Source organism: Lentzea cavernae, from assembly GCF_014653695.1.
Classification (GTDB): domain Bacteria; phylum Actinomycetota; class Actinomycetes; order Mycobacteriales; family Pseudonocardiaceae; genus Lentzea; species Lentzea cavernae.
Genome location: NZ_BNAR01000031.1, coordinates 40199 through 62101 on the forward strand (window position 1 = coordinate 40199; position 21903 = coordinate 62101).

The following is a 21903-nucleotide window of genomic DNA, read 5'->3' on the forward strand; positions in this document are numbered from 1 at the left end:
TCAGCGGCGCTGGCCGCGCACCATCTTCACGAGACCCTTCATGCTCTCCTCGAGCCCGGAGCCGAACGGGTTGTCGTGCACCAGGTAGGTCCACGTCGAGCTCGGGCGCTTGACCCCGGCGTCGGCGAGGTCGTAGCCGTCGTCGGTGATCTTGGCGGCCTCGTACTTCTCCCTGGTGAGCTCCCAGGACTCCGGCACGATCTTGTTGAACGCCGGGATGGCCTCGCGGTGGAACTCGTCGAGCGGGTTCTGCCGTGCCAGCGCGCGCAGGTGGATGCCCTCGCGCAGGTCCGACAGGAACGTCAGGTGGTGCGTCCACAGGTCGTCGAGGAAGAACAGCGTGATCTTGCGGGCGGCGTCGGAGGCGACCTCGTCGGAGACGCCCTCCTTCTCGCCGACCTTCTCGAACGCCGCGTCCGTGCGCAGCACGACGTCGCGGTGCTTGAGCAGGATGTCGCGCTGGTGCTCGATCAGCTTGTTGTAGCGCCACGTGTTGCGGTGGATCTCCAGGTTCACGCCCTCGGCCACGCGCTGCGCGTGCTCGAAGGTGTGCAGCAGGCCCTTGTCGTGCACCCGGCCGTCGTTGTCCACTTCGGACGGATCCTCGGCGTCCGGCGCGTACTGCGTGATCAGGTCGTCCTGCATGGACGAGAAGAACACCGAGCCGCCGGGGTCGCCCTGACGGCCCGCGCGGCCGCGCAGCTGGTCGTCCAGGCGCGAGGACGAGTGGCGCCCGGAGCCGATCACGTACAGGCCGCCCAGCTCGGCGATCCGGTCGTGGTCCTCGCCCTCGTGGCCGCCGAGGCGGATGTCCGTGCCGCGGCCGGCCATCTGCGTGGAGACCGTGATGCGCTGGTGCGAACCGGCGTCGGCGATGATCGACGCCTCCTCGGCGTCGTTCTTCGCGTTGAGCACCACGCACTCGATGCCGGCGGCGCGCAGCTTGGAGGAGATCCGCTCCGACTCGGCGACGTCGAGCGTGCCGACGAGGATCGGGCGGCCGGTCTCGTGGACCGTCTTGATCTCCTCGACGATCGCGTCTTCCTTCTGCTCCAGCGTCGCGTAGAGGCGGAAGTGCTCGTCCTCGCGGATGTTCTCCTTGTTCGGCGGGATCACGAGCACCTCGAGCTCGTAGAACTCCCGCAGCGTCTCCGCGACGGCGACGGCGGTACCGGTCATGCCGCAGCGCGTCGGGTAGCGCGACAGCAGCGCCTGCACCGTCATCGAGTCGAGGATCTCGCCCGACTCGGTGGTCTGGACGTTCTCCTTGGCCTCGACCGCGGCCTGCAGGCCGTCCGGCCACCGCTGCAGCTTCGCGACACGGCCACGCGTGTCGTTGATCAGGTGCACCTTGCCGTCACGCACGATGTAGTCGACGTCGCGGTGCAGCAGCACCTGCGCGTGCAGCGCCACGTTGACCTTGGACAGCGTGGACGTGACGTGCTCCTGCGAGTACAGGTCGATCTCGCCGAGCGCGCGCTCGACGGCCTCGGACCCCGCACCCGTGAGGAAGACGTTGCGCTCCTCGTCGTCGATCTCGTAGTGCAGCTCCTGCCGCAGCCGCTTCACCAGGTCGGCGATGACGGGGTCGGCCGCCTCCGCGCTGGTCGACCCGGCGAGCACGAGCGGCACGCGGGCCTCGTCGACGAGCACCGAGTCGGCCTCGTCGATCAGCGCGACCTCCGGCTCCGGCACGATCAGGTCGTCGGGGCTCGTGACGATCCGGTCCCGCAGGATGTCGAACCCGATCTCGCTGACCGGCGCGTACGTGACCTCGCACTGGTAGGCCTCGCGGCGCTCCTCGGCCTTCGAGCTGCCGTTGATCCAGCCCGCCGTGACGCCGAGCAGCCCGTACAGCGGCCGCATCCACTCCGCGTCGCGCTGGGCCAGGTAGTCGTTGACGCTGACGACGTGGACGCGCTTGCCCTTGATCGCGAACCCGGCCGCCGCCATCGCGCCCGCGAGCGTCTTGCCCTCACCGGTCGCCATCTCGACGACGAGCCCGCTGAGCATGCCGAGCGCACCCAGCACCTGCACGTCGAACGGACGCTGCCCGATGGCGCGCTCGGCGGCCTCCCGGGTCAGCGCCACGAGTTCGGTGTCCGTGCTCTTCTCACGCAGCTTCGTGGCGTGTTCCGTCAGCTCCTCGTCGCTGAACGCCTTGAACGCGTCAGCGTGTTTCTCCACGTCCGCGAGCATTGCCTGGAACGGGGCGAGGTCGACAGAGCCCGGTTTCTGCGCGAACCTGCGCATCCGCTGCTTGAAGCGCGCCATGAGAGTGGTCACGACGCGCCAACGTACGGCATCGGCTCCAGGTTCCGCAGAGGTCTTGACTGTGAAGGCCCGATTTGTCCGTCAGGTCGGGCCTTCACAGCCTCTGATCAGGCTCGTTCCGGCTGGTGCGTCTCCGGCAGCTTGATCACCGACACCAGCGTGCACAGGCCCATGACCAGCAGGAACGCCGACACGGACATCGACGTCCCGGTCGCGCCCAGCAGCGCGGTCATCACGAACGGCGTGCCGCCGCTGACCAGGATCGACGCCAGCTGGTACGCGAGAGAAGCGCCCGAGTACCGGACGTGCGGCTCGAACAGTTCACCCAGGTAGGCGGCGATCGGCCCGTACACGAGAGAGGACGCGACGCCGCCGATCGTGTTCGCGACGAACAGCAACAGCAGCGAGGCCGTGTCCACGAGCAGGAAGTACGGGAACGCCCACACGATCAGGCCGACGGTGCCCGCGATGATCAGCGGACGGCGCCCCAGGCGGTCGCTGAGGTGCCCGGCGTAGAGGATCACCGGGATGCTCACGAGCGACGACAGCAACGTCACGACCAGCACCGATTCACGGGAGAGCCCGAGCGTCGTGGTCGCGTAGGACAGCACGCCCGCGATCGAGACGTAGAAGATCGCGTTGGACGCGAACATCAGGCCCGCGCCGAGCAGGATCGGCTTGCGGTGCGTCCGGAGAGCCTCCTTCAGCGGTGCGTGCTTCACGGCCGGTGCGTCCGCACGGCGCTGCTGCATCTCCTTGAAGACCGGGCTGTCCTCGACCTTCAACTGGATGAACAGCACCACGGGGAAGAGGAGCGCGCTCGCCAGGAACGGCACACGCCAGCCCCACGACGCAAACGCTTCCGGCGAGAGAGTCGTCGTGGCACTGATGAAGGCGACGTTGCCCAGCAACACGCCGATCGGAACGCCGGCCTGCCCGAACGTGCCCGCGAAGCCGCGCTTCTTCGGCCCTGCCGACTCCGTCAGCAGCAGGACCACACCGCCCCACTGGCCGCCGACCGCGATGCCCTGCAGGAAGCGCAGCAGCACCAGCAGGAGCGGCGCGCCGACGCCGATGGACGCCGTGGTGGGCAGCAGGCCGATGAGGAACGTGGCCGCCGCCATCAGCCCGAGGCAGATGACGAGGGCCGGTTTGCGGCCGACCTTGTCGCCGACGTGCCCGAACACCAGGCCGCCGAGCGGGCGCGCGATGAAGCCCGCCCAGAACGTGCTGAAACTGAGGAGCAACGCCACGACAGGCGTCGCCTCGGGGAAGAACAGCTTCGGGAACACCAGTGCCGCGGCGGTCGCGTAGATGAAGAAGTCGTACCACTCGAGACTCGAACCGACCAGCCCGGCTGCCATGAGCCGGCGCAGGGACTTCTGTTCCGCAGGGGCGACGCTGACCACGGATTCTCCTTCACCACGTGTCGATGAACGGGCGTTTCTTCCCTTGAGGGCGGGAAGTTGCAGGGGCCAGCGCCGCGGCGATCCAGCGGCGGGTGTCGGCCGGGTCGATCACGTCGTCGATCTCGAAGACCGAGGCGACGTTGAGGGCTTTGCCGTGCTCGTAGGCCATCGCGACCATCTGCTCGTAGCGCTGCTTGCGCTCGGTCTCGTCCTCGATGGCGTCGAGTTCTTTCCTGAAGCCGAGTTTGATGGCGCCCTCGAGTCCCATCGGACCGAACTCGCCGGTGGGCCAGGAGATCGCGAACCGCGGCACCTTGAGGCTGCCTCCCGCCATGGCCTGCGCCCCCAGCCCGTAGGCCTTGCGCAGCACGACGAGTCCGAAGGGGACGGTGAGGTTGGCGCCCGTCACGACCATGCGGGTGAGGTGCCGGACGGTGGCGGTGCGTTCGGCGTCCGGGCCGACCATGAACCCCGGGGTGTCGGTGAGCGAGACGACAGGGACGTCGAACGCGTCGGCGAGTTGGAGGAAGCGGGCGCACTTGTCGGCGGCGTCGGCGTCGATGGCGCCGCCGTTGACCTCGGGGTCGTTGGCGATGAGGGCGATGGGGCGGCCTTCGACACGGACGAGGGCGGTGACGATGGCCTTGCCGAAGCCTTCACGCAGTTCGAGGACCGAGCCGGTGTCGGCGAGGGTGGTGATGAGGGCGCGGACGTCGTAGGCGCGCAGGCGGTTCTCGGGGACGGCGTGGCGGAGGAGCCGCTGGTCCGCGCAGGCCCACTCGGTCGATGCGCCCTGGAAGTACGAGAGGTACTTCTTCGCGACGGCGACGGCCTCTTCCTCGGACGCCACCACGACGTCCACCACGCCGTTGGGCACCTGCACGTCCAACGGCCCGATCTCCTCGGGCCGGAACACCCCCAGCCCGCCGCCCTCGATCATCGCCGGCCCGCCCATGCCGATGTTCGCGCCCTCGACCGCGATGATCACGTCGCACGTGCCGAGCAGCACCGCGTTGCCCGCGAAGCACCGCCCCGCCACCACCCCGATCAACGGCACCTGCCCGCTGAGCTGCGCGAACGCGTGGAACGAGCCGCAGTCGAGACCGCTGACCATGCTGTGGTCGGTGTCACCGGGCCGCCCGCCACCGCCCTCGGCGAACAACACCACCGGCAGGTTCTCCTGCTGCGCCAACGCGAACAGGCGGTCCTTCTTCTGGTGGTTGCGCATGCCCTGCGTACCGGCGAGCACCGCGTAGTCGTAGGACATCGCCACGACCCGTGCACCGTTCACGACGCCGATCCCGGCCACCATGCCGTCAGCGGGCGTGCGCTCGATCAGGTCTGGAAGCGAACGTCGTGCGCGTTGAGCCGCGATCGCCAGCCCGCCGTACTCGACGAAGTCAGAACAGAGATCGGCGATGTTCTCCCGCGCGGTCCGCCCGCCCCGCGCGTGCCGTTTCGCGGCGGCGTCCGGGCGGGAGAAGTCGTGCCGTGCCAGCACTTCGGCGAGATCCGGCCGCACCAGCGAAGGGTCCGCCGCAACAACGTCCTCAGTGGACTCGCCCACGCCGGACGCGAGCACCTGACCCTCGGACACGGTGTCCCCGACCGACACCAGCACCTCGCCGGACACCCGCACGACGTGCTGCATCTTCATCGCTTCCAGCACCACTGAGTCGGCGGAGACGTCGACCACCGTGCCGGCCAGCGGGGCCCGCATGCCCGAGACCGGCTCCTCGACCACGAAGTCGGTCGTCGCGCCCACGACGTCGCGCACGAGCAGCCCGCGGAGGAACTCTAAGTTCGTGGGGACACCCTCGATCCGGAACTCGCCCAGCGCCCGCCGCGCGCGGTTCAGGGCCACGTCCAGGTCCTCGCCGTGCACCACGAGCTTCGCGAGCAGCCCGTCGTACCGCGTCCCGACCCGATAGCCGACGTACCCGTGCGTGTCGACGCGGACGCCGGGCCCGGAAGGCGGTGCGAACGCGTCCAGGACACCGCCCGCGGTCTGGTTGACCCGCACCTGCACGGCCGCACCACGATCAACAGGCGTGAAGTCCACATCACCGCCCCAGGCGAGCAGCAGCTGCGTGCGCACGAGGTCCACTCCGGACACCATCTCGGTCACCGTGTGCTCGACCTGCAGGCGCGGGTTCACCTCGAGGAACGCGAACGAGTCCCCGGACACGAGGAACTCGACCGTGCCGACGCCCGTGTAGCCGACGGCCGAGGCGATCGACACCGCCGCCGCGTGCAAGGCCTCGCGCAGCAGCGGGTCCAGCAGGGGAGCGGGCGCGATTTCCACGACCTTCTGGTGCCGCAGCTGCAACGAGCAGTCGCGGTCGCCGACCACGGTCGTCCCGACGAGCTGCACTTCGACGTGCCGGGCGGAGGGCATCAACCGTTCGAAGTAGACGTCGTCGTTCCCGAACGCCGCCAGCGCCTCCGCCCGGCACGCCTCGACGGCGCTGTCGAGGTCCTCGGCCGAGAAGACCGCCCGCATGCCCTTGCCGCCACCGCCGGCGACCGCCTTGACCATCACGGGGAACGTGCCGGGTTCGGCGTCGAGCACCGGGATCCCCAGCGACGCAGCCAGTTCCCGTGCTCGCCGCTTGTCACCGAGCAGTTCCAGAACGTCAGCGGACGGTCCGACGAACGCGAGTCCGCGAGCGGAACACGCCCGAGCGAACGCGGCGTTCTCGGACAGGAATCCCCACCCGGGGTGCACGGCCTGGCACCCGGCGGCGGCGTCCAGCAACTGGTCCACGTCGAGGTACGGAGAGGGCCCGCGCAGCGCCACGGCACGGTCGGCCAGAGACACGTGCAGCGAGGAAGCGTCGTCCTCCGCGTACACCGCCACGGTGCGAATCCCCAGGTCAGCCGCCGCGCGCAGCACGCGGACAGCCACCTCACCCCGGTTGGCGACGAGCAGCACGGGTTACCTCCTGAGCGACCGCTTAGTATGTGACGGCGATCGCATGTTGCCATCCGAAGTCAACGGAAGTCCATACGGAACCGATCGGGGGGTTGAGGCGTCAACGGAACACTTCGCCGCGAATGGGCGATCCAGTTGGCAGACTCCCCGCAAACATGCGAAGGGCTTTCAGGAGGCCGCAGTGGTGTTCAAGAGGATGATGCGCGCGTTCGGCGTGGGCGGGCCGACTGTCGACACGGTGCTGACGAACCCCAACGTCAGGCCCGGCGAGGTGCTGTCCGGCGAGGTGCGCATCGCGGGCGGCGACCACCCGGCCGAGATCGACCACGTCACGCTCGCGCTGCTCACCCGCGTCGAGGTCGAGAGCGGCGACAACGAGTACAACACCAACATGGAGTTCCACAAGTTCTCCGTGGGCCAGCGGATCATGGCGCAGCCGCACCAGAACCTCTCGCTGCCGTTCCAGGTCCCGGTGCCGTTCGAGTGCCCGCTCAACGTCGTGGGCGGCATGCAGCTCAACGGCATGCAGCTGGGCCTGCGCACCGAGCTCGAGGTCCGCGGCGCCGTCGACCCCGGCGACCTCGACCCGATCTGGGTGCACCCGCTGCCGTCGCAGGACGCCGTGCTCCAGGCGTTCGGGCAGATGGGCTTCCGCTTCACCAAGGCGGACAACGAGCGCGGCCGCATCCACGGCGTGCCGCAGCAGCTGCCGTTCTACCAGGAGATCGAGTTCTACCCGCCGCCGCAGTTCGCGGGCCGCGTCAAGCAGGTCGAGCTGACGTTCGTCACGACGCCGGGCGAGCTGCACGTGATCCTCGAGGCCGACAAGCGCGCCGGCCTGCTCCGCTCCGGTGGTGACGCCTACGGCCGGTTCGCCGTGTCGCACCAGCAGGCCGTCGGCACGGACTGGACCGCCACGATCAACCAGTGGATGGCGCAGGTCTCCGGCAGCCGCTGGTAACCCGAAAGGTCTACTGCGTTACGCCTCGTGCTGCGTGTTCTGTCCGCTGAAGGGATGATCTCGGCCAAGATCCGAAATCATCGCGGAGGAGGCGGTCATGGGCATCGGCAGCATCATCGGTGCGCTCGTCATCGGTCTGATCCTGGGCGTGCTCGGCCGGCTGTTCGCGCCGGGCAAGCAGAGCATCCCGATCTGGCTGACGATCATCGTCGGCATCGCGGCCGCGTTCGTCGGCACGTGGATCGCGCGCCTGCTCGGCGTCGAGGACACGCCCGGCATCGACTGGATCGAGCTCATCGTCCAGATCGTGGTCGCCGCGATCGGCGTCTCGGTCGTCGCCGGGATGTACGGCAGGAAGTCGGTCAGTTAGGCCGGACCATCCGCAGGACGAGGTCGGCGTACATCGCGCCGATCTCGTCCGGGGTGCGCTTGCCCTCCGGCTGGTACCAGCGCGCGACGTCGATGCACAGCGACAGCACCGCCAGGGTCGCGCCCTTGAGGTCCGGGACGTCGAACACGCCCTCCCGCACACCGTCCGCGATGTAGGACCGCATCCGCTGCTCGATCTGCCGGCGCAGCTCCGCCACCTGTGCGTGGTGTTCGGGAGAGAGCGCGCCGAGCTCGTACTGCACCACCCGCGCCGTCGTGTGGAACTCCGCGTGCCATCCCGCGAACGTCGCCACGGCGTTCTTCAGCCGCTCCACCGCGCCGTCGCCCTCGATGCTCGACAGCAGCGCGAGCGACGTCTCGTGGCCGACGAGCGAGATGTTGAAGAGCAGCTCCTCTTTGGACCTGTAGTGGATGTACACGGCCGCCGGCGACATTCCGGCCAGTGAGGCGATGTCCCGGGTCGTCGTGGCGTGATATCCCTTGCCTGCGAACGCCTGGACGGCCGCGATGAGCATCCGGCGGGCGGCCTCGGGCGTGACCGTGCTCCACGTCTTGTCGAGCAGCGCGAACCCGTCCAGTCCGGTCGTCGTCATCGGGTGGCTCCCAGCGTGTTGACAGGTGATGGATCGTACTGCACGCTAAGCGTGCGCTTAGCGCTAAGCAACCGCTTAGTATGGAGGTTAGTCGTGCAGCGGACGCTGTTCAACGAGGATCACGCCGCGTTCCGGGAGTCGGCGAAGGCGTTCGTCGAGCGCACGATCACCCCGAACATCGAGAAGTTCATCGAGCAGCGGGTGATCGACAGGGACGTGTGGCTGGAGGCCGGGCGCCAGGGCCTGCTGGGCCTCGAGATCCCGGAGGAGTACGGCGGCAGCGGCGCGAACGACTACCGCTTCAACACCGTCTTCGCCGAAGAGCTGTGCCGGGTCAACGCCGCCGTCGCGTCGTCGCTCGGCATCCACGGCGACGTCGTGGCGCCCTACCTCGTCGACCTGTGCACCGAGTCGCAGAAGCAGCGCTGGCTGCCCGGCATGTGCACCGGCGAGATCAAGACCGGCATCGCGATGACCGAGCCGTCCGGCGGCTCCGACCTCGCCGCGCTGAAGACCAACGCCGTGCGCGACGGTGACGACTGGATCCTCAACGGCTCCAAGACGTTCATCACCAACGGCTACACCGCCGACATGATCGTCGTCGCGGCCCGCACCGACCCGTCCAAGGGCGCGCGCGGCATCACGCTCTTCGCCGTCGAGAACGGCATGCCCGGCTTCGAGCGCGGCCGCAAGCTCGACAAGGTCGGCCAGCACCCGTCCGACACCGCGGAGCTGTTCTTCTCCGACGTGCGGCTCTCGCAGGAGCACGTCATCGGTGAAGAGGGCCAGGGCTTCATCTACATGATGGAACGCCTGCCGCAGGAGCGGATCGGTGGCGCCATCTCGAACCTCGCGCACGCGCAGGGCGTCTTCGAGGAGACGCTGGAGTACGTCAAGGAGCGCAAGGCCTTCGGCCAGGCGATCGGCAAGTTCCAGCACAACAAGTTCCTGCTCGCCGAGCTGCGCACGAAGCTGGACGTCTCGCAGGCGTTCATCGACACGCTGACGATGCAGCACGTGCGCGGCGAGCTGAGCCCGGTCGAGGCGGCGCAGGCGAAGTACTGGAGCGCCGACATCGAGAACGAGGTCATCGACGCCTGCGTGCAGCTGCACGGCGGCTACGGCTACATGACCGAGTACCGCGTCGCCCGCGCGTGGATGGACGCCCGCGTCACGAAGATCTGGGCGGGTTCCAACGAGATCATGAAGGAACTCATCGGCCGCGACCTGGGCCTGTAAGGAGAACGGCATGCCAGAAGCAGTCATCGTCTCCACCGCCCGGTCGCCGATCGGCCGTGCCCGCAAGGGTTCCCTCGTCTCGATTCGGCCGGACGACCTGGCCGCGCAGGTGATCTCGGCCGCGCTGGGAGACCTCCCGGCGTCCGAGATCACCGACCTGCACCTCGGGTGCGCCGAGCCGCAGGACGAGCACGGTCAGAACGTCGCGCGCCGCGTCGCCGTGCAGCTCGGCCACGACTCCCTGCCCGGCACGACTGTGAACCGGTTCTGCGCCTCGTCGGTGCAGACCGCGCGGATGGCCTTCCACGCCATCAAGGCGGGGGAGGGGAACGCGTTCATCTCGGCCGGTGTCGAGTGCGTCTCGCGCTACATGCACGCCGGTGCGCCGTCGTTCAACCCGCTGTTCGCCGAGGCGCAGCAACGGACTCTGGACACGGCCGCGTCGAACGCGCCGTGGACCGACCCCAGGCTCGAAGGCAAGCTGCCCGACTACTACATCGCGATGGGCCAGACGGCCGAGAACGTCGCGACGCAGATGGGCATCTCGCGCCGCGACCAGGACGAGTTCGGCGTGCGGTCGCAGAACCTCGCGGAGAAGGCGATCGCGGACGGGTTCTTCGCCCGCGAGATCACGCCCGTGACTTTGCCCGACGGCACCGTGGTCTCCACGGACGACGGCCCGCGCGCCGGGGTGACCCTGGAAGCCGTGTCGTCGCTGAAGCCCGTCTTCCGGCCCGAGGGCACGATCACCGCCGGCAACTGCTGCCCGTTGAACGACGGCGCAGCCGCTGTCGTGATCATGAGCGACGTGCGGGCGCGTGAGCTCGGCCTGACCCCGTTGGCGCGCATCGTGTCCACGGGTGTCTCCGGTCTCTCGCCGGAGATCATGGGCCTCGGCCCGGTCGAGGCCACGAAGCAGGCGCTCGGTCACGCCGGTCTGTCCATTTCGGACATCGACCTGGTGGAGATCAACGAGGCGTTCGCGGCGCAGGTGCTCGGGTCGCAGCGCGAGCTGGGCATCGACATCGACCGGCTCAACGTGCACGGCGGCGCCATCGCCCTGGGCCACCCGTTCGGCTCGACCGGCGCGCGGATCATGACGACGCTGATCAACGGCATGCAGACCCGCGACGCCCAGTTCGGCCTCGAGACGATGTGCGTCGGCGGCGGTCAGGGCATGGCGATCATCCTGGAAAGGCTTTCCTGATGGGCATTCTCGACAAGTTCCGCCTCGACGGGAAGGTCGCGATCGTCACGGGCGCGTCCTCGGGCCTCGGCGTCGCGTTCGCTCGCGGACTGGCCGAGGCGGGCGCGGACATCGTGCTCGCGGCCCGCCGCGCGGACAAGCTGAAGGACACGGCCGCGCTGGTCGAGTCCACCGGTCAGCGCGCGTTGGTCGTGCAGGCCGACGTCTCGAAGCCCGAGGACTGCCGTGAGGTGGCCCGGGCGGCGGCCGAGTTCGGCACCGTCGCCGTGCTGGTGAACAACGCGGGTGTCGCCTCGGCGGTGCCGGCGTCCCGCGAGACGCCCGAGGAGTTCCGCGGCGTCCTCGACGTGAACCTCAACGGCGCCTACTGGATGGCCCAGGCCGCCGCGTCCGTCATGAAGTCCGGCGGCTCGATCATCAACATCTCGAGCGTGCTCGGCCTCGTGACCGGGGGCATCCCCCAGGCCGCGTACTCGGCGTCCAAGGCCGGTCTGCTCGGTCTGACGCGGGACCTGGCGCAGCAGTGGACCGGGCGCAAGGGCATCCGCGTCAACGCCATCTGCCCCGGCTTCTTCGCCTCCGAGATGACCGACCAGTACCCGCCCGGATACCTCGAGAAGATCCAGGCGACTCTGCCATCCGGGCGAATCGGCGACCCGGAGGAACTCGCTTCCGCCGTTCTGTTCCTGGCGTCCCCGGCGGGCGGTTACGTTACCGGCGAGACGCTCGTCGTCGACGGTGGTGCCGTGATCGTCTGACTCCAGGGGGAGCCGTGCGGGAGCCCGAGTTCAAGGTCGTCGACCCGCGAAGACGGTTCCTGCTGTGGTTCGTGCCGCCGCTGGCGGTGTTCGTGGCCGGGCTGGTGGTGCTGCTCGTTTCTGGGCACGTCACCGGCCCGTTCCGATCTGTGACGGTCGTGCGGGCGCTGTTCGCGTCCAAGCGCGACTTCTTCCAGGACGAGCAGGTCAAGCGGATCCTGATGGCGCGCGGCTACCAGGTGCACGTGACGCCGATCGGCTCCCGCGACCTGGCCGACAAGCCGGACCTCGACTCGTACCACTTCGTGTTCCCTTCGGGGCACGTGGCGAACGAGCACGTGAAGTCCCGCCGTGCGGGCAAGCACGTCGTGCCGTACCGGCCGTTCTTCACCCCGGTCGTGCTGGCCACGTTCCGCGAGTACGCCGAAGCGCTGAAGCGCGCGGGGGCCGCGAAATCCCACGACCAGAGCGAGAAGCCGCTCTACTACACCCTCGACATGTCCGCGTTCACGACGCTGGCCACCGAGGGCAAGAAGTGGAGCGATTACCAGCTCTCCAACGGCAACCGGATCATCGTGCAGTCGCCGGACCCCTGCAAGGCCTACTCCGGCGCGACGCTCGTCGGGTTCTTCGCCACCGCCTTCGGTGACGACCCGCCGCAGACCGTCGAAGCCGCGGAGAAGCTGGCACTGGACGTCAAACCGTTCGTCGACGCGCAGGGGCAGGCCGGCGAGGACATGGCCCCGAAGTACTTCGTGCCGGAGGGCCGGACGCACGCCGTCATCGCGGTGATCTACGAACACCAGTACATCGCCTACCAGTTGCGGCAGAAGAGCGTCGACACCGAACGCGTGCTGCTCTACCCCGAGAAGCAGCACCAGAGCACGCCCGAGCTGATCTCGTTCACGCCGGAGGGCGACCGGATCGGCGAGCTGATGATGAACGACCCGGAACTGCGCCAGCGCGCGGTCGAACTGGGCTTCCACTCGCTCGGCTGGAACGGGGAGACCGGCACCGACTTCGGCGGCTACATCAGCGGCCGCGGCCTGCCCGAACCACCGGCCGGGGAGAAGGGCAGGGTGCAGCTGCCCAAGGCCGAGCTGTTCGAGCGCATGCTCGACGTCGTCGGCGAGTGCAAGTGAAGGTCGTGGCCGCGGTCCTGCTGCTCCTGCTGACCGCGTGCACGTCGAGCACGCCGCCGGTGCGGCTGACGGTGCTGGCGAGCACGGAACTGGCCGACCTCGGCCCGGTGCTCGCGGAGCTGAAGAAGGCCACCGGGATCGAGCTCGCGGTGGAGCACCGAGGCACGGTCGAGGCGAGCAGGTCCCTCGGCGGGTTCGACCTGGCCTGGTTGTCCACCAACAGGTTCCTGCGGCTGCGAGGTGCCGAGCCCGAGCTGGCGACGAGCGTCATGACGTCCCCGGTGGTGCTCGGCGTGAAGCGCGACAAGCGGGCGGTGCTGGGCGAGCGGCCGACGTGGGCGGACGTCGCCGATCGAGCCGCCCTGGGCCAGTTCCGCTACGGCATGGCCGATCCGCGCGTGTCCGGTGGCGGGATGGCGGCTCTGATCGGCGTCGCGACGGCGGCCGCGGGCACCGGCGCTCCGTTGCGGCCCGAGGACGTGAGCTGCGACCGGTTGCAGGGTTTCCTGGCGGGGCGGGCGTTCGACGTGCCGGACCCGGTCGGTGAGTTCGCTCGCCGGTCCGATGTGGACGGACTGGTCGCGCACGAGTCGGAGTTGTTGTCCCTGAACGCTTCCCTGCCGGAACCGCTGGAGATCGTCTACCCGCGTGACGGCATCGTCCTGTCGGACTACCCGCTCATGCTCCTGAAGCCCGAGCGCCGAGCCGTCTACGACCGCGTCGTGGAATGGCTTCGCGCGCCCGCCGCCCAGCAGATGATCGCCGACCGCACCTGGCGCCGCCCGGTCGAACCCTCCGTGCAGCGCGACGAGAAGCTGCGCGCCGACCTCGGCACCGCGCTCTACTTCCCGGACAGCTCCGAGGTGATCGACCGGCTGCTGCTGTTCCACGACCGCGCGGGAGAGGGCCGTCAGGTGGTCTTCGTGCTGGACTACTCGACGTCCATGCGGGGCGCGCGACTGGCCGGGCTGCGGGAGGCTTTCGCGTCCCTCAACGGTTTCGACCGCTTCTACGTCGGAGAGACGGTGACGATCGTGCGGTTCGCGGGCACGGTGCTGGAGGAACGCTCGATCACCGTGCGCGGACGCGAGGACCTCGACGCGCTGCTGGCCGTCGTCGCCTCCGAGGACCTGCGGGACAACACCGCGATCTGGGCCGCGCTGGAACGGGGGCTGCAGCTGGCCAGGGGGGAGACGGCGGTCGTGCTGATGACCGACGGTGAGAACAACGCGGGCCCGTCGGTGGACGAGTTCCTGCGGGTGGGCAGGGGAGAGGTGCCGGTGTTCCCGATCCGGTTCGGCGAGGCCTCCACGGCCGAGCTGGACCGGGTGGCGCAGGCGAGCGGCGGCCGTCTCGTGGAGGCGGGCGCCAAGTCGTTGCTGGAGGCGGTGAGAGAGATCCGTGGATGTCGATAGAGCTCTGTGGTGGTCGGTCTCGTGGGGCTGGATCCTGCTCTGGGCGGTGACGCTGCTCGCGCTGATCGTGGTGATCGCCCTCGGCTGGCGCTGGCTGCGCCGCCGCGAACCCGAACCCGAGGTCCCGGGCCTGCTGTTCTACGTGCACGGCCAGCGAATGATCAACCTCTGCAAGGTGGGCCGCTACGACGACGCGGTCACCCGACAGTTCGTCAAGCAGATCACCGTCACCAAGGGCGGCAAACTCCAGGTGGGCCCCAGCGAGTTCGGCATCGGCGTGGACGGCTCGGTCGTCGAGCAGAACACCGACACCTACGAGAAACCCGCCACCGAGATCGACGTCATCGGCGTCGTGCTCGCCGGTCTGCGCGCGGGCCACGGCGTGGTGGACGTCGACCTGACCACGAAGACCATCACGGCCGACGAGTCGTGGCGACGAGGAAGAGCCAAGCGCCTCAATGACATCCGCGACTACGTGTCGCTCCACGGCCGTTTCGAGGCCAACGCCGGCGAAGACCCGGCCGTGCTGATCGCCCCCGTCGGCGAACACAAGGTGCGGGTGGAGTGCGACCGCGCGAGCCTGCGCGACACACTGCCACCGGGCCAGTTCAACGCCCGCTGCCTGGGCAAGGTCCAGTCGTGGAACGCCGCGACCGGCGAGATCGTCGTCCTGCCGGTCGTCGTATTCCAGTAGACGCGTGGGGGACGATCAGCACGTGATCGCTTTGGACGAGGTGCTGGTCGTCGACGTGGAGTCGACCTGCTGGGAGGGCACGCCCCCTCCCGGCGAGGTCTCGGAGATCATCGAGATCGGCATCTGCCCGCTCTCGGTGGCCTCCGGCGAGCGCGGCGAGCGCCGTTCCGTGCTGGTACGGCCTTCCCGGTCGTCCGTCAGTCCTTTTTGCACCTCGCTGACGACGCTGACGGCCTCCCAGGTCGCCTCCGGCATGCCGTTCGCCGAGGCGTGTGCCCTGCTGCGCAAGGAGTTCCGCTCGGACCGCCGAGTCTGGGCCTCCTACGGCGACTACGACCGCAAGATGTTCGAACGCCAGTGCGCCGACTTCGGCGTCCGCTACCCGTTCGGCCCCCGCCACCTCAACGTCAAGACGTTGTTCGCCCTGGTGCACGCACTGCCGCGCGAGGTCGGGATGGCCGAGGCGGTGCGGCTCGCCGGCCAGGAGCTCGACGGCACCCACCACCGGGGCCACGACGACGCGTTCAACATCGCCGGACTGCTGTCCGGCCTGATCCGCCGCTGAGATCACCTGTTCGGAGGATTCCAGTCGATCCCGACGGTGCACACTCGGGTTTCGTCCCTCCACACCGTGATGGCGAACGTGCCCGCGTCCGCGGACACCCGCGTGAGGTACTCGGTCGCGCAGGCCACCGTGTAACGCGACTTCCAGTCGGTTTCTTTCTTTATGTACCAACCATGATCCGTCACGGACTCGACGTAGGCGAGGGTGAGCCGGCCGTTCTGACTGCGGCGGTGGTACTGGATGCTGTGGACGTACTCCATGCAGTGGACGGTCCTCAGCAGACTCCGCCACCGTGATTCACGAATGTCAGATCTCGTCCGTAACGTTTGGGGCATGTCCGACCCCACGTTCCGGCAGGTGCGCCTTGGTGAGGCTCTCAAGAGGCTGCGCGAACGGTCGGGCCTCAGCCAGCGGGAGGCGGCGTACCGGCTGCGGTACAACTACCAGAAGTTGAGCCGCATCGAGAACGGCCAGTTGCCGGAGTACCACGGCATGCGCGCGATGCTCGACCTGTACGGCGTGCTCGTGTCGGAGGAGACGCCGTTCATCGAGATGTGGGAACGTGCCAGCGAGAAAGGCTGGTGGCATCCCTACGGCATCGAGGACCTCGGCTATATCAGCCTCGAGCACGACGCCGTCCGGGTAAGTGCCTTTTCCCTGGGCTACATCCCCGGCCTGCTGCAGACCGAGAGCTACATGCGGGCGGTGTTCCAGGGCTGGCAGGTTCAGCGATCACGGAAGTGGATCGAGAACGAGGTCGCGGTTCGCGTTCGACGGCAGGAACGCCTTGCCGGTGAGCTGAGGTATCACGCGATCATCGCCGAAACGGCCTTCGCTCAGGCAGACCGTGAGCAGTTGCTGCACATCAACGACGTGGGTCAGCAGGCCAACGTATCGGTGCAGGTGCTGCCGAACGCCGCAGGTCTGAACGACGGGTACAACGGATCGTTCCTCCTGCTGGATTTCGCTTACCCAGGTGACATGACCGTGCTCTACGTGGAGCATCCCGCTGGAGCCGCGCACGTCGAGAATGTTGCGCAGGTGAAGGCCAGTAAACTGGTCTTCAAGCACCTCTCGAAGCTGGCGCTGACTCCAGACGAGTCCGCCGAGTGGGTCGGGAGGTTGGCTGCCGAGAGGTAGGGATTGACATGTGGCGCAAGAGCAGCCGCAGCAATGGCGCGCAGGGTTCCGACTGCGTGGAGATCGCCCTGGACGGCTCCGCTGCTCGTATCCGTGACTCGAAAGGTCAGGCGGACACCACTGTCGCGGCGCCCGCCTGGAGTGCGTTCCTCTCGATGGTCAAGAACGACCAGTTCAGAAGCTGATCACGTCGGCGGTGTCCGGGTTCGCCTTGCCGGCCAGGACCGCCTGCCACACCTCGACCAGCTCATCAGGCCCGCTGTGGTTCGCGATCGCGACCCAGCTGCTGGCCTGAGCGGTGAAGCCCCGCCACGCCTCCCCGAACCGCTGAGCCAGCCCGTCCGCCCCCCAGTCGGCTGTCCGCTTGCGCAGCTGGTCCGGTGCGAAGAAGAACTCCGAGCGCCCGTCCTGCGAGGCGGCCTGGTGGGTGAGGCCGATCGAGATGTCCTTCACCAGGTCCGGGCCCAGCCGGTCGTGCAGCGCCGAGCGCACCTCGGCCGACCCGCTGAAGTCCAGGTACGCGCTCGGCTCGGCGTCCACGTCGGCGCCGTAGGGGAGCACGGTGTCGTAGAGTCCCAACCCAGCCGTGAATTCCACGTTGCGGGGCGACGTCAGGCCGACGAGCCGCACGCCCTGACCGCGCAGGCACTGCGCCGTGCCGAACGCCGTCTTGCTGGAGGCCGAAGACACGACGACCGTCCGCGCGCCGTAGAACGAGTTGTCGGCCAGCCGATCCGCCAGCAGGAACGACGTGAGGAACAGCGGCCGGTACAGCACCTGCAGGTCTTCCAGGGACGCGTCATAAGCGGGGTCCTGCGAGGTGACCAGGTAACTGTTGTAGACGCCCGGCAGCTCGGCGCGGTGCTCGGCGGTGTCCACGAAACCGGACGAGGTCAGCCGGGCGCGCGCGACGAAGTGGCTCGCCATCGGCAGGTAGCCGTAGACGCGGGTGCCGGAGGGCAGTGCGTCCACAGTGGAGTCGACGACGTCGGCGAAGCCCCAGACCGGGATCACGCCCTGGCCGTCACCGCCGGCGGGGAAGAAGTTCCAGTAGCCGATGGCGTCGCCGATCACGCCGTAGGTGACGTTGTTGGCGGTGAGGCCGACCCGGCTGACGCGCAGCAGCACCTCGCAGTCCGACAGGTCGGACGCGGGGCCCAGTTCGTCGTGCAGGACCTCGGTTTCGGTGAGGTCGTCGCGGTCGACGACCACTGTCCAGCGACTGATCATTGCCTGGGTTCTCCTTGGTCGGGAGGTACGCTCCGGTCGTGACCGTGCCTGAAAGACTGATCGACGCCGCCACCCGCCTGTTCGCGGACAAGGGCTACGAGCGGGTCGCCGTGCAGGAGATCGTGGAGAGCGCCGGCGTCACCAAGGGCGCCATGTACCACTACTTCGGGTCGAAGGACGACCTGCTGCACGAGATCTACGGGCGGTTGCTGCGCTTGCAGACCGAACACCTGGAGAAGATCGCGTCGAGCACCGGCCCGATCGCCGAGCGGTTGCGCGAGGCCGCGATCGACGTGATCGTCACGAGCGTCGAGGACTTCGACGCCGCCAAGGTGTTCTTCCGGTCCATGAACCACCTCTCCGAGGAGAAGCAGCGGGAGGTGCGGGCGGAACGGCGGCGCTACCACGAGAAGTTCCGCGGCCTGGTCGAGGAGGGCCAGCGCGACGGGACGTTCCGCGCGGACGTGCCGGCCGACGTCGCCACGTACTACTTCTTCGGGTCGTTGCACCAGCTCGGCACCTGGTACCGCCCGGACGGGGACATCCCGCCCGGACGGCTGGCGGAGCACTACGCGGACCTGCTGATCCACAGCCTCACGGCACGATGACGCTGACGATCTCGGCGACGCACGCGGGCTTCTCGCTGCCCTCGATCTCGATGACGACCTTGGTCACGAGCTGCTTGCCGAGCGCGATGTCCGTGACGTCGAGCAGCTCGACCCCGCCGCGCACCCTGGCGCCGACCAGCATCGGTTGCGGGAAGCGGACCTTGTTGCTGCCGTAGTTCACGCCCATCTTGATGTTCTTGACGGTGTAGACGTCCCGCACCAGGTACGGCACGAGCGACAACGTCAGGTAACCGTGCGCCACCGGGCCGCCGAAGGGGCCCTTGGCCGCCTTCTCGACGTCGATGTGGATCCACTGGTGGTCCAGCGTCGCGTCGGCGAACAGGTTGACCTGCTCCTGCGTGATCTCGTGCCACTCGCCGAAGCCGAGGTGCTGGCCCTTCGCGGCGACCAGCTCGTCGATGTTCTCGAAAGCGCGCATGGCCCTCAGTCCTTCGGTCCGCCGGCGACGTAGATGACCTGGCCGGACACGAACCCGGCACCTTCGCTGACGAGGAACGACGCGGTGTGGGCGATGTCCTCGGGCTGGCCGACGCGCGCGACCGGGATGGCCTGCGCGGCGCCGTTGACGAGGTCCTCGAACGAGATCTTCATGCGCTCGGCCGTCGCCTTGGTCATCTCGGTGGCGATGAATCCGGGCGCGATCGCGTTGACCGTGACCCCGAACTTGCCGAGCTCGATCGCGAGGGTCTTCGTGAAGCCCTGCAGACCGGCCTTGGCGGCGGAGTAGTTCGCCTGGCCGCGGTTGCCGAGCGCGCTCGTGCTCGACAGGTTGACGACGCGGCCGAAGCCTTCCTTCGTCTGGAACGCCTGGACGGCCTTGCTCATCAGGAACGCGCCGCGCAGGTGCACGTTCATGACCGTGTCCCAGTCGCTCGCGGTCATCTTGAACAGCAGGTTGTCGCGCAGCACGCCCGCGTTGTTGATCAGCACGGTCGGCGCGCCGAGCTGCTCGGCGACCTTCGCGACGGCCGCGTCGACCTGCTCCTCGTCGGAGACGTCGACCTTGAGGCCGATGGCGCGCCCACCACTCGCGACGATCTTGTCGGCGCCGTCGAGCACGCCCTGCTCGTCGAGGTCGAGCAACGCGACGGCCAGGCCGTCCGCGGCGAGGCGCTGCGCGACCGCGGCACCGATGCCACGAGCCGCGCCGGTGACGATCGCAACCCTGTCGGCCACGGGTCCTCCTTCGATTCCGGTGAGAGGTGGTGAGCTAAGCAAGCGCTTAGTAACGTACCTATCAGTCAGCTTGACGTCCAGGTCTGTGCGGACGACCATACCGACTGGTCGGAATGTCGCACTAGAGGAGGCAGGTGCCCGTGGAACTCACCGGCAAGGTCGCGCTCATCACCGGCGGATCCAACGGCATCGGCGCCGCGTCCGCCCGGCGTCTGGCAGCCCGCGGCGCCCACGTCGTGGTCGCGGACGTGGACGCCGACCAGGGCAAGGCCGTCGCCGACGAGATCGGCGGCGTGTTCGTGCGGTGCGATGTCACCCAACCGGCTGATTCGGCCGAGGCCGTCGCCCTGGCCGTGCGCGAGTTCGGCGGGCTCGACATCGCGTTCCTGAACGCCGGCATCGGCACCGGCTGCTCGCTCGGCGACGACTTCGACGTCGAGACCTACCGCCGCGCGATGGCCATCAACCTCGACGGTGTCGTCTACGGCGCGCACTACGCGTTGCCCGAGGTGCGCAAGCGCGGCGGCCAGATCATCGCCACGGCCTCCATGGCGGGTCTCATGCCCATGCCGGGAGACCCCGTCTACGGCGCGAACAAGGCCGCCGTCGTCGGCCTCATGCGCTCGCTCGCCGGCGCGCACCCGGACGTGCGCGTGAACGCCCTGTGCCCCGGCTTCGCCGACACCAACATCATCGTGCCGCTGCGCTCGACCCTGGACGAGATCGGCATGCCGATCATCCCGGTGTCCGCCGTGGTGGACGCCTTCCTGTCCATCGTGGAGGGTTCGGGCACGGGCGAGGCCTGGTTCGTGCAGGCCGGTCGCCCCTCGGAGCCGTTCGGCTTCCGCAACCCGCCCGGCCCCCGCGCCGCCGACGGCTCGCGCATCGGCGCCGCCTCCCTGGACCCCGTTTCCATCGCGCTTGAGGAGAACTGACCGTGCGTGCCATCCAGATCACCGAGTTCGGCGGCCCCGAGGTGCTGCAGCAGGTCGACCTGCCCGACCCCGTCGCGGGCGAGGGCGAGGTGCTGATCACCGTCTCGCGCGCCGGCCTGAACTACGCGGACACGCACCAGGCCGAGAACTCCTACCTGGCGAAGATGGAGCTGCCGCTGGTGCCCGGCGGCGAAGTCGTCGGCACCACCGCTGACGGGCGCCGGGTCGTGGCTCTGACCAAGAACTCCGGCGGGTACGCGGAGAAGGCAGTGGCGCCGTTGCTCACGACCTTCGACGTTCCTGATGGTGTGGACGACCTGACTGCCCTGTCGTTGATCGTTCAGGGGGCCACGGCTTGGTTGTTGTTGCGTAAGTCCACGCACATGGAGCCTGGTGAGTCGGTCGTCGTGCACGCCGCTGCTGGTGGTGTGGGGACGATTGCCGTGCAGCTGGCCAAGTTGTGGGGCGCGGGTCGTGTGATCGCCACTGCTTCTTCTGAGGAGAAGCGGAAGCTGGCCCTGGATCTCGGGGCTGATGTTGCTGTTGACTCTCGTGCTGCCGACATGACCGCCGCTTTGAAGGAAGCCAACGGTGGGCGGCGGGTCGATGTCGTGCTGGACATGACTGGAGGGGCTACCACTGATCAGTCGTTGGTGGCGCTGGCTCCGTTTGGGCGGCTTGCGTTTTATGGCATGGCCTCGCGGGAAAGGCCGAAGCCGGTTGACCTCGGGGCGTTGCTGGTGCACTCCACGGCCGTTGCGGGTATGTGGTTGCCGCACGCCCTGAAGGTTCGGGATGCGGAGCACGGGACTCTTGCGCATCGGGCGATGGCGGAGCTTTTTGAGCTTGTGGTGGATGGGAAGTTGAAGGCCGTTCCTGGTGGGGAGTACGGGTTGGGGGAGGTTCGGCAGGCCCACGAGGACCTTCGGTCTCGTCGGACTGCTGGGAAGTTGTTGTTGGATCCGTCTCGCTAGATTCGTCGTTTCCCCTGTTGCGGGCGGCCTGTTGCGGTTGCGTGCTTCCTCTGGGGGCTCTGCCCCCAGACCCCCGGCAATCTGATCCGGGGGGTGGCGCCGCCGGTAGGTAGATGGCACGCCTGTTGCGTTGGGCGGCTGTCTGTTTCGTAGTTGGGTTGCGTTGGCGGTGGGGTCCCGTCACAAGTCGCACCAGGAGCTGGCCACACCTGAGGGGTGAGGTCAAGTCGACGAAAA

General features: G+C 68.4%; 22 protein-coding genes. 14 read left to right on the plus strand and 8 right to left on the minus strand.

Annotated elements, in window-relative coordinates:
* The 3 genes from secA2 to IE307_RS45950 all read right to left on the minus strand — a co-directional run bounded on the left by secA2 (position 1) and on the right by IE307_RS45950 (position 6618).
* Positions 1-2286: an accessory Sec system translocase SecA2 gene (secA2, locus tag IE307_RS45940; RefSeq protein WP_229905695.1), complete on the minus strand. Its 2286-nt coding sequence runs from the start codon at positions 2284-2286 to the stop codon at positions 1-3.
* Positions 2287-2381: 95 nt separating this feature from the next.
* Positions 2382-3683: an MFS transporter gene (locus IE307_RS45945; RefSeq protein WP_229905696.1), complete on the minus strand. Its 1302-nt coding sequence runs from the start codon at positions 3681-3683 to the stop codon at positions 2382-2384.
* Positions 3684-3693: 10 nt separating this feature from the next.
* A complete protein-coding gene (locus tag IE307_RS45950) occupies positions 3694-6618 on the minus strand; it encodes a carboxyl transferase domain-containing protein (protein WP_191305816.1) in 2925 nt (974 codons plus the stop codon).
* Between the two features lie 181 nt (positions 6619-6799).
* Between IE307_RS45950 and IE307_RS45955 the strand changes: the two genes are divergently transcribed.
* Positions 6800-7579, plus strand: coding sequence for a sporulation protein (locus IE307_RS45955; RefSeq protein ID WP_191305817.1), 780 nt, complete (start codon positions 6800-6802; stop codon positions 7577-7579).
* Positions 7580-7676: 97 nt separating this feature from the next.
* Positions 7677-7949, plus strand: coding sequence for a GlsB/YeaQ/YmgE family stress response membrane protein (locus tag IE307_RS45960; protein WP_191305818.1), 273 nt, complete (start codon positions 7677-7679; stop codon positions 7947-7949).
* Here IE307_RS45960 and IE307_RS45965 read toward each other — a convergent pair.
* Positions 7942-8562, minus strand: a complete 621-nt coding sequence (locus tag IE307_RS45965) for a TetR/AcrR family transcriptional regulator (RefSeq protein ID WP_191305819.1) — start codon at positions 8560-8562, stop codon at positions 7942-7944. The genes IE307_RS45960 and IE307_RS45965 overlap by 8 nt on opposite strands.
* A gap of 93 nt (positions 8563-8655) precedes the next feature.
* Between IE307_RS45965 and IE307_RS45970 the strand changes: the two genes are divergently transcribed.
* Genes IE307_RS45970 through IE307_RS46000 form a run of 7 tightly spaced genes read left to right on the plus strand, consistent with a single transcriptional unit; the run spans position 8656 to position 15582 of the window.
* On the plus strand, positions 8656-9801 hold the full coding sequence (locus IE307_RS45970) for an acyl-CoA dehydrogenase family protein (protein WP_191305820.1): 1146 nt from the start codon (positions 8656-8658) through the stop codon (positions 9799-9801).
* A gap of 10 nt (positions 9802-9811) precedes the next feature.
* A complete protein-coding gene (locus tag IE307_RS45975) occupies positions 9812-11008 on the plus strand; it encodes an acetyl-CoA C-acetyltransferase (protein ID WP_191305821.1) in 1197 nt (398 codons plus the stop codon).
* Positions 11008-11766, plus strand: coding sequence for an SDR family NAD(P)-dependent oxidoreductase (locus IE307_RS45980; RefSeq protein WP_191305822.1), 759 nt, complete (start codon positions 11008-11010; stop codon positions 11764-11766). Before IE307_RS45975 ends, IE307_RS45980 begins: the two co-directional genes overlap by 1 nt.
* A gap of 14 nt (positions 11767-11780) precedes the next feature.
* Entirely contained in the window at positions 11781-12908 is a 1128-nt protein-coding gene (locus IE307_RS45985) for a hypothetical protein (protein ID WP_191305823.1), read from the plus strand.
* The gene (locus IE307_RS45990; protein ID WP_191305824.1) at positions 12905-14323 is read left to right on the plus strand and encodes a vWA domain-containing protein; all 1419 of its coding nucleotides are present in this window, start codon (positions 12905-12907) and stop codon (positions 14321-14323) included. Before IE307_RS45985 ends, IE307_RS45990 begins: the two co-directional genes overlap by 4 nt.
* Positions 14310-15017 (plus strand): BatA domain-containing protein, encoded by a 708-nt coding sequence (locus IE307_RS45995; protein WP_191305825.1) that lies wholly within the window; start codon positions 14310-14312, stop codon positions 15015-15017. The genes IE307_RS45990 and IE307_RS45995 overlap by 14 nt, the downstream gene beginning before the upstream one ends.
* A gap of 4 nt (positions 15018-15021) precedes the next feature.
* Complete coding sequence (locus tag IE307_RS46000) at positions 15022-15582, plus strand: 3'-5' exonuclease (protein ID WP_229905697.1); 561 nt, start codon at positions 15022-15024, stop codon at positions 15580-15582.
* A gap of 2 nt (positions 15583-15584) precedes the next feature.
* Here the strand turns inward: IE307_RS46000 and IE307_RS46005 are convergent, their stop codons facing one another.
* Complete coding sequence (locus IE307_RS46005) at positions 15585-15842, minus strand: hypothetical protein (protein WP_191305826.1); 258 nt, start codon at positions 15840-15842, stop codon at positions 15585-15587.
* 73 nt (positions 15843-15915) lie between these two features.
* Between IE307_RS46005 and IE307_RS46010 the strand changes: the two genes are divergently transcribed.
* Both IE307_RS46010 and IE307_RS46015 read left to right on the plus strand, forming a co-directional pair.
* The gene (locus tag IE307_RS46010; protein ID WP_191305827.1) at positions 15916-16722 is read left to right on the plus strand and encodes a helix-turn-helix domain-containing protein; all 807 of its coding nucleotides are present in this window, start codon (positions 15916-15918) and stop codon (positions 16720-16722) included.
* Positions 16723-16730: 8 nt separating this feature from the next.
* Entirely contained in the window at positions 16731-16907 is a 177-nt protein-coding gene (locus tag IE307_RS46015) for a DUF397 domain-containing protein (protein WP_191305828.1), read from the plus strand.
* Here IE307_RS46015 and IE307_RS46020 read toward each other — a convergent pair.
* The gene (locus IE307_RS46020; protein WP_191305829.1) at positions 16897-17952 is read right to left on the minus strand and encodes a DUF2855 family protein; all 1056 of its coding nucleotides are present in this window, start codon (positions 17950-17952) and stop codon (positions 16897-16899) included. The two genes, IE307_RS46015 and IE307_RS46020, sit on opposite strands and share 11 nt — an antisense overlap.
* Positions 17953-17990: 38 nt before the next feature.
* On the opposite strand from IE307_RS46020, the gene IE307_RS46025 reads away from it, so the two are divergent.
* Positions 17991-18560: a TetR/AcrR family transcriptional regulator gene (locus IE307_RS46025; protein ID WP_229905698.1), complete on the plus strand. Its 570-nt coding sequence runs from the start codon at positions 17991-17993 to the stop codon at positions 18558-18560.
* Here IE307_RS46025 and IE307_RS46030 read toward each other — a convergent pair.
* Positions 18547-18999 carry a MaoC family dehydratase gene (locus IE307_RS46030; protein ID WP_191305831.1) on the minus strand — a complete coding sequence of 151 codons (453 nt, stop codon included), beginning with the start codon at positions 18997-18999 and terminating at the stop codon, positions 18547-18549. The two genes, IE307_RS46025 and IE307_RS46030, sit on opposite strands and share 14 nt — an antisense overlap.
* A gap of 5 nt (positions 19000-19004) precedes the next feature.
* Positions 19005-19757 (minus strand): SDR family oxidoreductase, encoded by a 753-nt coding sequence (locus IE307_RS46035; RefSeq protein WP_229905699.1) that lies wholly within the window; start codon positions 19755-19757, stop codon positions 19005-19007.
* Between the two features lie 134 nt (positions 19758-19891).
* Between IE307_RS46035 and IE307_RS46040 the strand changes: the two genes are divergently transcribed.
* Both IE307_RS46040 and IE307_RS46045 read left to right on the plus strand, forming a co-directional pair.
* A complete protein-coding gene (locus IE307_RS46040) occupies positions 19892-20692 on the plus strand; it encodes an SDR family NAD(P)-dependent oxidoreductase (protein ID WP_191305833.1) in 801 nt (266 codons plus the stop codon).
* 2 nt (positions 20693-20694) lie between these two features.
* On the plus strand, positions 20695-21666 hold the full coding sequence (locus tag IE307_RS46045) for a quinone oxidoreductase family protein (protein ID WP_191305834.1): 972 nt from the start codon (positions 20695-20697) through the stop codon (positions 21664-21666).
* Positions 21667-21903 lie beyond the last annotated feature (237 nt).